This window comes from Paracoccus solventivorans (assembly GCF_900142875.1).
Classification (GTDB): domain Bacteria; phylum Pseudomonadota; class Alphaproteobacteria; order Rhodobacterales; family Rhodobacteraceae; genus Paracoccus; species Paracoccus solventivorans.
In genome coordinates this window covers 182,643-195,735 of the sequence record NZ_FRCK01000002.1, presented here as the reverse complement: position 1 = coordinate 195,735, position 13,093 = coordinate 182,643, and the positions used below count along the sequence as shown (strand labels likewise).

General features: G+C 71.5%; 10 protein-coding genes. 3 read left to right on the top strand and 7 right to left on the bottom strand.

The genetic code is table 11. The features are described 5' to 3' along the window. Nucleotides 1–73: 73 nt before the first annotated feature. The gene (locus tag BUB57_RS04230; protein ID WP_073062655.1) at nt 74–490 is read right to left on the bottom strand and encodes a SufE family protein; all 417 of its coding nucleotides are present in this window, start codon (nt 488–490) and stop codon (nt 74–76) included. 156 nt (nt 491–646) lie between these two features. Between BUB57_RS04230 and BUB57_RS04225 the strand changes: the two genes are divergently transcribed. After that, nucleotides 647–1,153 (top strand): hypothetical protein, encoded by a 507-nt coding sequence (locus BUB57_RS04225; protein ID WP_073062652.1) that lies wholly within the window; start codon nt 647–649, stop codon nt 1,151–1,153. A 16-nt stretch (nt 1,154–1,169) separates the two neighbouring features. Here the strand turns inward: BUB57_RS04225 and BUB57_RS04220 are convergent, their stop codons facing one another. From BUB57_RS04220 to BUB57_RS04205, 4 genes are all read right to left on the bottom strand, one after another. After that, nucleotides 1,170–1,784 (bottom strand): GNAT family N-acetyltransferase, encoded by a 615-nt coding sequence (locus BUB57_RS04220; protein WP_084731954.1) that lies wholly within the window; start codon nt 1,782–1,784, stop codon nt 1,170–1,172. A gap of 111 nt (nt 1,785–1,895) precedes the next feature. Beyond that, nucleotides 1,896–2,165: a 50S ribosomal protein L27 gene (gene rpmA / locus BUB57_RS04215; protein ID WP_073062648.1), complete on the bottom strand. Its 270-nt coding sequence runs from the start codon at nt 2,163–2,165 to the stop codon at nt 1,896–1,898. A 12-nt stretch (nt 2,166–2,177) separates the two neighbouring features. After that, nucleotides 2,178–2,567, bottom strand: coding sequence for a 50S ribosomal protein L21 (gene rplU / locus BUB57_RS04210; RefSeq protein WP_073062645.1), 390 nt, complete (start codon nt 2,565–2,567; stop codon nt 2,178–2,180). A gap of 261 nt (nt 2,568–2,828) precedes the next feature. Beyond that, nucleotides 2,829–4,646 carry an ABC-F family ATP-binding cassette domain-containing protein gene (locus tag BUB57_RS04205; protein WP_073062642.1) on the bottom strand — a complete coding sequence of 606 codons (1,818 nt, stop codon included), beginning with the start codon at nt 4,644–4,646 and terminating at the stop codon, nt 2,829–2,831. 155 nt (nt 4,647–4,801) lie between these two features. On the opposite strand from BUB57_RS04205, the gene ligA reads away from it, so the two are divergent. Both ligA and recG read left to right on the top strand, forming a co-directional pair. Further along, nucleotides 4,802–7,000, top strand: a complete 2,199-nt coding sequence (gene ligA / locus BUB57_RS04200) for an NAD-dependent DNA ligase LigA (RefSeq protein WP_073062638.1) — start codon at nt 4,802–4,804, stop codon at nt 6,998–7,000. A gap of 387 nt (nt 7,001–7,387) precedes the next feature. After that, on the top strand, nt 7,388–9,454 hold the full coding sequence (recG, locus tag BUB57_RS04195) for an ATP-dependent DNA helicase RecG (protein WP_073063614.1): 2,067 nt from the start codon (nt 7,388–7,390) through the stop codon (nt 9,452–9,454). Between the two features lie 205 nt (nt 9,455–9,659). Here recG and trpE read toward each other — a convergent pair whose 3' ends face one another. Together trpE and BUB57_RS04185 are read right to left on the bottom strand one after the other, a co-directional pair. Continuing rightward, on the bottom strand, nt 9,660–11,165 hold the full coding sequence (trpE, locus tag BUB57_RS04190) for an anthranilate synthase component I (RefSeq protein ID WP_073062634.1): 1,506 nt from the start codon (nt 11,163–11,165) through the stop codon (nt 9,660–9,662). Continuing rightward, nucleotides 11,165–13,063: a peptidylprolyl isomerase gene (locus BUB57_RS04185; RefSeq protein WP_073062630.1), complete on the bottom strand. Its 1,899-nt coding sequence runs from the start codon at nt 13,061–13,063 to the stop codon at nt 11,165–11,167. The genes trpE and BUB57_RS04185 overlap by 1 nt, the downstream gene beginning before the upstream one ends. Nucleotides 13,064–13,093: the final 30 nt, after the last annotated feature.

Sequence of the window (13,093 nt, the reverse complement as noted above, 5' to 3'; positions counted from 1 at the left end):
ACGCCGGGACTTCTTTCTGGCTCAAATACCCATGCAACCGCGCCGCGGGACCACCCGCGACGCCCCGCCGCGCTCAGCCCACCGCGGCCGCTGCGGCCTGTTCGCGGATCCGCTGCACCATCGCCCGCAGCCCGTTCGAGCGCTGCGAGGACAGATGCGCGTCCAGCCCCAGCCGGGCCAGCTCGGCCGGCGCGTCCACCTCCGCCACCTGCTCGACCGGCAGCCCGGAATACAGCGCGTGCAGCACCGCGATTAGCCCGCGCACGATCAGCGCATCGCTGTCGCCCTGGAAATCGAAGCGCCCGTCCTCGATCCGGGGCAGGATCCAGACCTGGCTGGCGCAGCCCTCGACCTTGGTGGCCGGGACCTGCAGCGCCGGGTCCATCGGCGGCATCGCCCGGCCCAGCTCGATCACGTGGCGGTAACGCTCTTCCCAGTCGTCCAGAAAGGCGAAAGTGTCGGCGATGTCTTCAAAGGCGGGCGTGGCCATGCTGGTCCTCGCGTCTGGTCAGGGGGTCTCGATACCGCGTCTGGCCGACAAGGTCAAAGCTGCTGTCCCTTCGCCGCAGCGGCGCCACGCCACCCCTTCCGGGCGCGGGGGCGATGTCCTATCAAGACGCAGACGCAGCTTGGGGAAGGGCAAACGATGAACCGCGTATTCTGGCCGCTTGCCGCCTGTCTGATGCTTGCCGGCTGCGGCGGCGGCGACAGCAGCCTCAACCCGCTGCGCTGGTTCGGGGGCGGCAAGGCCGCGCCGCGCGCGACCGACTCGCTGGCGCCCAAGGGCGGGTATGAGGGGACCGAGGCCAACCGCCTGCCCGTCGCCCAGGTGCTGACCGCGCGCTGGGAACCGACGGTCGAGGGGCGGCTGCTGGTGGTCACCGCGCTGGCCCCGACCAAGGGCTGGTGGGATGTCGAGCTGGTGACCGCGACGCCCATGCCCGAAGGCCGGGTGCGCCCCGATGCCGACGGGGTGCTGCGGCTGCAGCTCGTCGGTGCCCCGCCTGCGCCCGGCAGTGCCGCGGCGGCGATGCCGGCGCAGCAAGGCGCCGATACGCTGACCGTCGCCTTCCCGATCAGCCGCGCGGCGCTGGGCCGGATCGATTCGGTGCTGGTGCAGGCCGGGCAGAATGCGGTGACGCTGCGCCGCTAGGGCGCAGCCCGGGGGCTCAGCCCATCCGCCGCAGATAGGTCCAGGTCGGCACCCGCGCATCGCGCGCCACCGACCAGCTTTCCGCATCGCCCAGATAGGAAAACCCGGCGTTGGTCAGCACCTTGGCCGAGCCGGGGTTGTCCTGGAACGCCTCGGCGAACAGCGTGCGCGAGCCGTGCGGGTTGGCCGCGACCAGCGCCTGTACCGCCTCGGTGGCAAAGCCGGTGTTCCAGAACCCCGAGCCGATCCAGAACCCCAGTTCGGACTGTTCCGGCTCGATCCGGGTCAGCGACACCACGCCCAGCAGCTCGCCCAGGCCCGATTCGCTGGCGTCGATCGCCCAGACATCCTCGTTTCGGTCGGGCGACATGGCGCGGGCGACATATTGCCGGGCGGCGCCGGGGGGCAGCGGGTGGGGGATGGCGCGGGTGCCCTCGGCCACCCGGCGGTCGGCGGTGTAAAGCCGGATCAGCCCGGCATCCGATTCACGCAGTGGCCGCAGCAGGAACCGGCCTGCGGGGATGGTCTGCTGGGCGCCGGCCCCCGAGCCGTCTGCCGGGCGGGGCTCGGTGGTCCGGTCGAAAACCTGCACGTCCGGCGCGGATTTCGTCACGAGTCTGGTCTGGTTCATCCTGCTCCCCATCGGCGGCCCGTCCTTCCTCCTCAAGGCAGGGCGACCCTGAAACGACAACGGGGACCGGCAGCGCGCCGATCCCCGTTGCAATGATCTGCTGCGATCGGCTTACTCGGCCGCGGTGGCCGCGGGCTGGATCGAGATATAGGTTCGGCCCTTCAGTCCCTTGCGGAACGCAACGGTGCCTTCGGTCAGGGCGAACAGCGTGTGGTCGCGGCCCATGCCGACGTTCTCGCCCGGCCACCAGGTGGTGCCGCGCTGACGCACGATGATGTTGCCGGGAACGGCCGACTGGCCGCCGAACAGCTTGACGCCCAGGCGGCGCCCCGCGGAATCGCGGCCGTTACGGGACGAGCCGCCTGCTTTCTTGTGTGCCATGGATCAGTCTCCTCAGCGGCTGGTGGCGGCTTCGGCCGCATAGGCGCGACGGGCCGCACGGGCGCCGGTCGCGGCCTTGATGTCGGACTTGTCGGCGCCGGTTTCAAGGATGTCGGTCACGCGCAGCAGGGTCAGCTGCTGGCGATGGCCGCGGGTGCGCTTGGACGAGTGCTTGCGGCGGCGCTTGACGAAGGTGATGACCTTGTCGGCCTTGATGTTGTCGATGACCTCGGCCACGACGCCCGCGCCCTCGACCAGGGGCGCGCCGACGGTGGCGCCGACCATCAGGATTTCATTGAACTGGACCTTGTCGCCGGCGGCGGCGTCCAGTTTCTCGACGCGCAGCACGTCGCCGGGCTGGACCCGGTACTGCTTGCCGCCGGTCTTGAGGACTGCGAACATCTGTCGTCTTTCTCTTCTGCCGCGCCCTGTGGCCCCGGTTTCCCGGCGTTCGGCGGGCTTTCGCCCCTGCCTCGGACAGCGCATCCTTCGGGGGATGGTGTTGAAATCATCTGCACCGGCAGCGGGCAGAACCCGGCCGGTGCGCGGGTATATGGCGGATCGCCCGTCCCAAGTCAACGCGCAACAGCGCCGCAGGCTGCTTCTTCATCATGGAAATATCCTGCGGGGGTCCGGGGGTGGAAAACCCCCGGTCGCGACGATTCAGCCCTCGTCCCGTCCGGCCAGCTCCAGCCATTCCTCTTCGGCTGCGGCCAGTGCCGCCTGCCGCTCGGCCAGCCCCTCGCTGGCCTTGGCGAACTTGGCGGGGGCGGTCTGGAACAGGTCGGGCTGCGACAGGAACTCGGACAGCTTCGCGATCTCGGCTTCCAGCCGTTCCATGATCGCGGGCAGGGCCTCCAGCCGGTGCTTTTCCGTGAAGCTCAGCCCCGGGGGGCGCGCTGCCGCCGTGGCCGGGCGGGCAGGGGCAGGGGCGGGGGCCACCACCGCTGCAACCGTCACGACAGGCGCATCCTCGCCCCGCTGCGCGCGGTAATCGCTCCACCCGCCGGCATAGATCACCGCGCGGCCGTCGCCCTCCATCGCCACGGTGGTGGTGGCCACGCGGTCGATGAAGTCGCGGTCGTGGCTGACCAGCAGCACGGTGCCGTCATAATCGCCCAGGATGTCCTGCAGCAGGTCCAGCGTCTCGATGTCCAGATCGTTGGTCGGTTCGTCCAGAACCAGCAGGTTCGAGGGTTTCGCCATGATCCTTGCCAGCAGCAGCCGGGCCTTTTCCCCGCCGGAAAGACTGCCGACCGGGGCGCGGGCCTGCGCCTCGTCGAACAGGAAGTCCTTGAGATAGCCGACCACATGTTTGGGCTGGCCGCGCACCATCACCTGATCGGCGCGCCCGGACACCCGCATGTCGGGATCGCCTGCCAGCGCATCCCACAGCGTGACGGTCTCGTCGATGGCGGCGCGGGCCTGGTCGAAGACGGCGATTTCCAGATTGGTGCCGTGGGTGACGCTGCCGGTGTCGGGGGCGATCTCGCCGGTCAGCATCTTGATCAGCGTGGTCTTGCCGGCGCCGTTGGGGCCGACAAAGGCCACCCGGTCGCCGCGCAGCACCCGCAGGTCAAAGGGGCGCAGGATCACCCGCTCGCCGAAGCTTTTCGAAATGCCGCGCGCCTCGATCACCCGCTTGCCGGTCTGCGGGCCGGCGTCCAGCGCCATCGCCGCCGTCCCCTGCCGGCGGATCTGCGCCGCGCGTTCCTCGCGCATCGCCTGCAGGGCGCGCACCCGGCCCATGTTGCGCTTGCGGCGCGCGCTGATCCCCTCGACCGCCCAGCGGGCCTCGGCCTTGATCTTGCGGTCGAGCTTGTGGCGGGCCTCGTCCTCGGCGGCCCAGACCGTCTCACGCCATTCCTCGAAGGCGTCGAAGCCGCGGTCCTGCCGGCGCACCTCGCCGCGGTCGATCCACAGCGTGGCGCGGGTCAGGCGGCGCAGGAACGCGCGGTCGTGGGAAATCAGCACGAAGGCGGCACGGGTGTCGGACAGCTGTTCCTCCAGCCAGCCGATCGCCTGAATGTCCAGGTGGTTGGTCGGCTCGTCCAGCAGCATCAGCTCGGGCGCCTCGGCCAGCAGCCGCGCCAGCGCCGCCCGCCGGCGTTCCCCGCCCGAGGCGGTGGCGACGGGGCGTTCGGGGTCGAACTTCAGCCCCTCGGCGGCCATGGCGACGCGGTATTCCTCGCCCACATCCAGCCCGGCGGCGGCGAATTCGCCCAGCGTGGCAAAGCCGGAAAGGTCGGGGTCCTGCTCCATATACCCCACGCTGGTCCCGGCCGAGGCCACGACCTCGCCCCGGTCTGGCTCGACCAGCCCGGCCATCACCTTCATCAGCGTGGATTTGCCGGAACCGTTGCGCCCGACCAGCGCCACCCGGTCGCCCGGCTGGACGGACAGCGACAGCCCGTCGAACATGGGGTTGCCGCCGAAGGTCAGGGAAATACCGGAGAGTTGCAAAAGCGGAGCGCGCGCCATGCCCCGGCTGCTATCCGCGCGCCGCCACCGCGTCAACTGCCCCGCCCCCGGGCGATGCTGGACAAGCGCGGGCGGGGCTGGCTAGACCGGGCGCAAAGGGCAGGGATGGGCACGTGACAGCAGGGCAGGACCGGGACGACACCACAGCGGCGGATATGGCTGGCCGTATCGCCACGCTGCGCGACCGCGTGGCCGAGGCCGACGTCGCCTATCACCGCGACGACGCGCCGGTGATGTCGGACGCCGATTACGACGCGCTCAAGCGCGAGCTGGCGGCGCTCGAGGCCGCGCACCCCGAGCTGGCCGCCGCCGACAGCCCCACCCAGACCGTCGGCGCCGCCCCGTCCGAACGTTTCGCCAAGGTCCGCCACGCCCAGCGGATGATGTCGCTGGAAAACGCCTTCACCCCCGAGGCGGTGGCGGATTTCGCCGCCCGGGTGCGCAGCTTCCTTGGGCTTGCCCCCGAGGCGCCGCTTGGGATGACCGCCGAGCCCAAGATCGATGGGCTGTCGCTGTCGTTGCGCTATGAACAGGGGCGGCTGGTGCAGGCGGCGACCCGCGGCGACGGCACCACCGGCGAGAACGTCACCGCCAACGCCCGCACCATCGCCGATATTCCGGCCGTGATCCCCGATGCGCCCGAGGTGCTGGAGGTGCGGGGCGAGGTCTACATGACCCACGAAGATTTCGCCGCGCTGAACGATTCGGGCGCGGACCGGGTGTTCGCCAACCCGCGCAACGCCGCCGCGGGCTCGCTGCGCCAGCTGGACCCGGGCGTCACCGCGCGTCGGCCGCTGCGGTTCTTAGCCTATGGCTGGGGGCAGATCAGCGCGCCGCTGGCGGACACCCAGTCCGGCGCCATCGCCCGGCTGGCGGCGATGGGGTTCCCGACCACCTCGCCGCAGCTTTGCACCTCGCTCGAGGGGCTGCTGAGGGTGTGGACCGACCTGGAACAGCGCCGCGCCACGCTGGGCTTCGATATCGACGGGGTGGTCTACAAGGTCGACGACCTGTCGTTGCAGGACCGGCTGGGCTTCCGCTCGACCACGCCGCGCTGGGCTCTGGCGCACAAGTTTCCCGCCGAGATCGCCTGGACCCGGCTGGAGCGGATCGAGATCCAGGTCGGCCGCACCGGGGCGCTGTCGCCGGTGGCGCGGCTGGCGCCGGTCACCGTCGGCGGCGTCGTCGTGCAGAACGCCACCCTGCACAACGAGGATTACATCGCCGGCCACGATTCCCGCGGCCAGCCGATCCGCGAAGGCCGGGATATCCGCGAGGGCGACTGGGTGCAGGTCTATCGCGCCGGCGACGTGATCCCCAAGGTCGCCGACGTGGACCTGTCGCGCCGCACCAACCCCGCGCCCTATGTCTTTCCCACCACCTGCCCCGAATGCGGCAGCGAGGCGATCCGCGAGCCGGGCGATTCCGTGCGCCGCTGCTCGGGCGGCTTGGGCTGTCCCGCGCAGGCCATCGAGCGGCTGCGCCATTTCGTGTCCCGCGCCGCCTTCGACATCGAGGGGCTGGGCGCGAAACAGGTCGAGGCGTTCCATGCCGATCCGGTTCTGCCGATCCGCGAGCCTGCCGACATCTTCACCCTTGCTGCCCGCGATGCCGCCGGTCTGGCGCGGCTGAAGAACCGCGACGGTTGGGGCGAGCGTTCGGCCGAAAACCTGTTCCGTTCTATCGAGGAACGTCGCTCTATCCCCTTGGCGCGGCTGATCTTTGCGCTGGGCATCCGTCATGTGGGCGAGGTCGCGGCCGCGACGCTGGCCCGCCATTACGGCACGTGGGAGGCGTTGGTGGCCGCGCTGGACGCCGCCGCCCCCGCCGCCGCCCGCCACCGTGCCGCCGATGAAGCCGCCGCGGCCGAGCGCGCCGCCGCCGCGGCCGAGGGCCGCCGCGCCGCCATCGCCGCCGCCCGCGCCGCCGTCTGGGACGCCGACCCGCCGCTCCCCCCCGGCGCCCGCGCCGCGTGGGAGGATCTGACCGGCATCGAGGGCATCGGCGCGGTTCTGGGCGAATCGATCACCGCCAGCTTCGCGCAACCGGCCGAGCGCGGGGTGATCGACCGGCTGCTGGCGCAGCTGACCGTGGAACCCGCGGCAGCGCTGGCCGCCGCCGACAGCCCCATCGCCGGGCTGACCGTGGTGTTCACCGGCACGCTGGAACACATGACCCGCGCCGAGGCCAAGGCCCGCGCCGAGGCGCTGGGCGCCAAGGTCGCGGGCTCGGTTTCCGCCCGCACCGATCTGGTGGTGGCCGGGCCGGGCGCGGGGTCCAAGGCCGCAAAGGCCGAGGAACTGGGCGTCAAGGTGATAGACGAGGACGCATGGCTGGCGATCGCCCGGGCGTGACGGGGGCAGCGGGGAAGGGGCCGGGGTCCAGGGCTGCAAAGGCAGCGGAACCGTTGCTGCGGGTCACCGACGAGGACGCCTGCCCGGCGATTACCCGGGCGTGACGAGGCCGGGGGCGATGGGGCGAGATGTGGCAGGACCGGCGACAGGGCCGGAGGCAGGGGCCAGACCCGCAACGGCAGCGGAACCGGGGCTGCGGGTGACCGAAGAGGACGCCTGCCCGGCGATTGCCCGGCCGTGACGGGACCGGGGGCGAAGAGGTCGGACGTGGCAGGACCAGCGACAGGGGCGGACGGACAGAAACCCGAAGCGGCAGACCTCGGGGCCACCGGGCTGCACGACCCTGCCGCTGCCGCCCCGCGCCCGCCGCCCAAGGGCCGCCCGCCGATCCTGTTCCCGCTGTTCGCCGGCGCCGACACGCTGCCCGGCGTCGGCCCCAAGGCTGCCGAGGCGCTGGAGTCGCTGGCCATCACCCGGCCGCGCGACCTGCTGTTCCACCTGCCCGCCGCCGGCATCGCGCGCCGCCACGTCGCAAAACTCTCCGACCTGCGCCCGCCGGAAATCGCCACCGTGACGGTGCGGGTGGTGCGCCATCACCCGCCCTCGGGGCGCGGGCGGCCGTGGCGGGTGCTGTGCAGCGACGACTCCGGCGACCTGACGCTGGTGTTCTTCCACGCCCGCCAGCCGTGGATCGAATCGCAGCTGCCGGTGGGCGCGACCCGCGTGGTCTCGGGCAAGGCCGAGCTGTTCGACGGGCTGGCGCAGATGGTCCACCCGGACCATATCCTGACCCCCTCGGACCCCCTCCCGCCGGAGTTCGAGCCGGTCTATCCGCTGGCCGGCAGCCTGACCCAGCGCACGGTCTCTCGCGCGGTCGGCGCGGCCATTGAGCGCGCGCCGCCGCTGCCGGAATGGATCGAGCCCTCGTTGCTTGCGCAACGACTCTGGCCCGGCTGGCTGGAGGCGGTCAGGGCTGCCCATGAACCCGAGGGCATGGACCAGCTCTCCGCCCGCGCCCCCGCCCGCGAACGCCTGGCCTATGACGAGCTGCTGGCCCATCAGATGACGCTGGCGCTGGTGCGCCGCGACCGCCGCCGCAGTGCCGGGCGGGTGACGCAGGGCGACGGGCGGCTGCGCGAACGGATGCTGGCGGCGCTGCCCTGGCCGCCGACCGGGGCGCAGACCCGCGCGGTGGCGGAAATCACCGCCGACATGGCCAGCCCCCAGCGGATGAACCGGCTGCTGCAGGGCGACGTGGGCTCGGGCAAGACGTTGGTCGCGGCGCTGGCGCTGGCGGCGGCGGCCGAGGCGGGCGGTCAGGGGGTGCTGATGGCGCCCACCGAAATCCTCGCCCGCCAGCATCTTGCCGGGCTGCAGCCGCTGGCCGAGGCCGCGGGGCTGCGCATCGCCGTGCTGACCGGCCGCGACAAGGGCGAGGCGCGGGAAACCCTGCTGGCCGATCTGGCCGCGGGCCGCATCGACCTGCTGATCGGCACCCATGCGGTGTTCCAGCCCGGCGTCGAGTTCGCCGATCTGCGGCTGGCGGTGATCGACGAACAGCACCGTTTCGGCGTGGCGCAGCGGCTGGAGCTGGCGCAGAAGGGGCTGCGCCCCGACATGCTGGTGATGACCGCGACCCCGATCCCGCGCAGCCTGGCGCTGGCGCAGTTCGGCGACATGGACCTGTCGGTGCTGGACGAAAAACCGCCCGGCCGCCAGCCGATCACCACCACCGCGCTGCCCGACAGCCGCATGGAACAGGTGGTGGCGCGGCTCGACGCGGCGCTGGCGCAGGGCGCGCGCGCCTATTGGGTCTGCCCGCTGGTCGAGGAAAGCGAATCCGTCGACCTTACCGCCGCTGAGGAACGCTTCCGCCAGCTGCGCGCAAGTTTCGGCGAGCGCGTGCGGCTGGTCCACGGCCAGATGCCGCCTGATGCCCGCGACGCCGCGATGGCGGATTTCGCCCAGGGCCGCGCGCAGCTGCTGGTCGCCACCACGGTGATCGAGGTCGGCGTCAACGTCCCCGAGGCGACGATCATGGTGATCGAGCGCGCCGAAAGCTTCGGCCTCGCGCAGCTGCACCAGCTGCGCGGCCGGGTCGGGCGCGGCAGCGGCGCGTCAAGCTGCCTGCTGCTCTATCACGAACCGCTGTCCGACTCCGGCCGCCGCCGCCTGCAGATCCTGCGCGAGACCGAGGACGGGTTCCGCATCGCCGAGGAAGACCTGATGATGCGCGGCGCCGGCGACGTGATCGGCACCGCGCAATCCGGCCTGCCGCGGTTCCGCGTCGCCGACCTGGAACGCCAGTCCGAGCTGCTGGCGCTGGCCCGCCAGGACGCAAGGCTGCTGCTGGAACAGGACCCGGCGCTCGCCTCGAAGCGCGGCCTCGCGATCCGCAACCTGATGTGGCTGCTGGAACAGGACCGCGCCATCGCGCTGATGGCGGCGGGCTGACGCTGCTGGCAATCGGCACCCGCCTGCGCCCCGCGCTCTATCATCTTGCCTGAAACATCCCGGGCTTCCGAGCGACCGGAATAGAAGGCGGATCAGAAAACAGCCCGCGAGGCTGTTTTCCCGCCGGATGGTCCAGTGGACTGTTTCCAGCGAGGAAGGCCACGGCAGGGGCAGGGGGCAGCGCCCCCGCCTCGTCCGAACCGCCCTAGCCGCCGTTCCCGCGCAGGAACTGCGCCGCGCCCTCGGCGGCCCGCACCATGGCGCGGGATTTATGCACGCATTCCATGTATTCGCTGGCCGGGTCGCTGTCATAGACCACGCCGCCGCCGGCCTGCACGTAAAGCTTGCCGTCCTTGACCACGCCGGTGCGCAGCGCGATGCACATGTCCATCTCGCCGTTGGCGGCGAAATAGCCGATGGCGCCGCCGTAGATGCCGCGTTTTTCGGGCTCCAGCTCGTCGATGATCTCCATCGCGCGGACCTTGGGCGCGCCGCTGACGGTGCCGGCGGGCAGCCCGGCCAGCAGCGCCGACAGCGCGTCCTGATCCTCGCGCAGTTCGCCCACCACGTTCGAGACGATATGCATGACGTGGGAATAGCGCTCGATGATGAACTCTTCGGTCGGGCGCACGGTGCCGGGCTTGGCCACCCGGCCGACGTCGTTGCGGCCCAGGTCCAGCAGCATCAGATGCTCGGCCAGCTCCTTTTCGTCGGCCAGCAGGCTGGCCTCGTTCGCGCGGTCCTCGTCGGGGGTGGCGCCGCGGGGGCGGGTGCCGGCGATGGGGCGGATCGTCACCTCGCCGTCGCGCAGCCGCACCAGGATTTCCGGCGAGGCGCCGACGATCTGGAACCCGCCCATGTTGAGAAAGAACATGAAGGGCGAGGGGTTCGTGCGCCGCAGCGAGCGGTAGAGCGCGAAGGGCGGCAGCGGAAACTCGATGGTCCAGCGCTGCGCCGGCACAACCTGGAAGATGTCGCCGGCGCGGATGTGGTCGCGGGCGGTTTCCACTGCGGCCATATAGGCGTCGCGGGTGAAATTGGACTGCGGCTCGCCGATGGTGCGGCCCTCGCCCAGGGCGCGCGGCTCGGCCGGCTGGCGGTCCAGCGCGCGCAGCGCCTCCATCACCCGCTCGGCCGCCTGCGCATAGGCGGCGCGGGCGGGCACCGCGGGGTCGTGCCAGGCGGGGGCGCACAGCAGCACCTCGCCCTTGACCCCGTCCAGCACCGCCACGACCGAGGGGCGCAGCAGCATCGCGTCGGGGACCCCGATCGGGTCGGGGTTCACGTTCGGCAGATGCTCGACCAGCCGGATCATGTCATAGCCCAGATAGCCGAACAGCCCGGCGCCGCTGGCGGGCACGCCCTCGGGCATCTCGATCCGGCTTTCGGCGATCAGCGCGCGCAGGGAGTCGAGCGGCGGGCGCGGGTCGTCCTCGAAGGCGTCGGAATAGCGGGCCTGGCGGTTGATCCGGGCCTGGGTGCCGCGACATTCCCAGATCAGGTCCGGCTTCATGCCCACGATGGAATAGCGGCCGCGGAGCTCGCCGCCGGTGACGCTTTCCAGCATGAAGGACAGGGGCGCCGCCTCGGCCAGCTTCAGCATCAGGCTGACCGGCGTGTCGAGGTCGGCGGCCAGCCTGATGGTCACCAGCTGGTTGCGGCCTTCGGCCCAGCCGCGCTCGAACGCCGGGAAATCGGGGGAAAGTTCCATCACTGGATCATCGCATTGGCAGCGTTCAGCGCGCTGTCGTTGAGGGTGACGCCGTGGCTGGCCTGCAGCGCCCGCACATAGGCCTCGAACAGGTCCGACTGCACCGATTCGGTCAGCCGGGCCGCGACGCCGGACAGCACCGGCTGCGATTCCGCCGCCGACAGATCGGCGGGGCGGATCGCATCCAGCCGGATCAGGAACACCCGCCCCTCGGCCTCGACCGCGGCGGCATCGCCCACGGTTTCCAGCTGAAAGCCGCGGGTGACCACCTCGGCCGGGACGCCCTCGATGCCGTAGTTGCGCTCGACATCGGTGGCGGTCTGGAACCCGGCGGCGGGGTCCGGGGCGGCGGCCGCATCGGTTTCGGCAGCGGGGGACGGCGCGTCGCCATTGGCCTCGGAATCCAGCAGCAGCTCACGTTCCTCGGCGCGGATCTTCAGCTCGCGGCGGGTCTCGGCGGCGGTCCAGTCGGCCAGCACCAGCTCGCGCACCTGCTCGAACGGGATCAGCTCGGGCTCGATCAGCTCGTCCAGCCGCAGCGCGAACACCCCGCCGTCATCCAGCTCGTGCAGCTGCAGGAACTCGCCCTCGGTCACCGCGGCGGCGCGTTCGCGGAACGCCTCATAGGCGGCGATGCCTTGCGAGGGGGTCTCGGCCGAGAACTCGATCTCGCCCAGCTCCATGTCGGTTTCCGCGGCCAGATCCTCCAGCGAGGCGCCCCCGGCCAGCAGGTCCTCAAGCGCATGGGCCTGTTCCTCGATCACCCGGCGGGCGCGGTCGGCCGCGGCCTCGCCGCGCAGCTCGGGCACTGCCTGCTCGAAGCTCACGTCCACCGGATCGAGGATCGCATTCATGGAAAACAGCGCCGGGCCGAGATCGGTGGGCAGCGGCCCCACCACCCCGGGCTGGTCCAGCGCGAACACCGCCGCGCCGGCGGCGCCCAGCTCGGCTTCCGAACGCTCGCCCAGGTCGATATCGGTCAGGGTCAGGCCGCGTTCGGCCGCGAGCTGTTCAAAACTGACCTCGCCTGCGTCCAGCCGGGCCTTGGCGGCCTCGGCCTCGGCTTGCGAGGAATAGACCAGCCGCTCGACCATCCGGCGCTCGGGCTGCTGGAACTCGTCGATGCGGGACTGGTACAGCTCGCGCAGCGCGGCCTCGTCCAGCTGCACGGTGGATTCCAGCATCTCGGGGGTCAGCCAGGCATAGGTGATGCGGCGGCGTTCGGGGGCGGTGAACTGGGCGGCATTGGCTTGGTGCCAGGCGACCAGGGTTTCCTCGGCCGGGGCGGCGATCGGCGCGGCCAGATCGTCGGCGGTCAGCTCATCCCAGGAAAAATCGCGCCGTTCCAGGAGCCAGCGGGCGGTGGTGTCGCGCAGCGTCTGGGGGGCGGTGACGCCCCCGACCACCGCGCCCTGCAACAGCAGCCGCGCCGCATCCATGCGCATGTCTTCCTCGAACCGCGCGGGGGTCAGCCCCTCGCGGCGCAGCACGTCCTGATAGACCGCCGCATCGAACTGTCCGCCCGCGGTCTGGAAGGCGGGGGCGGTGGTGATGTCGCGCAGCACGGTCTCGTCGCCGACCGACAGGCCGATGCGGCGCGCCTCGGCCTCGAGCGCGGCGGCGGCGAACAGCCGTCCTTGCACCTGCTGGGGGATGCCGATGGCGCGGGCCTGGTCGGGGGTCAGCACCTGCCCCGTCTGCATCGCGAACCCCTGCATGTCCGAGCGCACACCCCGCACATAGTCGCGGCTGTCGATCTCGGCGCTGCCCACCGCGCCGATCGCGCCCGAGCTGACGCCCGAGAAATTGGTGATGCCGAACCCGCCCAGCCCCAGAAGCAGCAGCCCCATCAGCAACCAGACCACCGTCGATTTGCCCTTGGTGCGCAAGCTGCTCATGGGTTCGTCCCTTTTTGCGGTTTCTGCCGG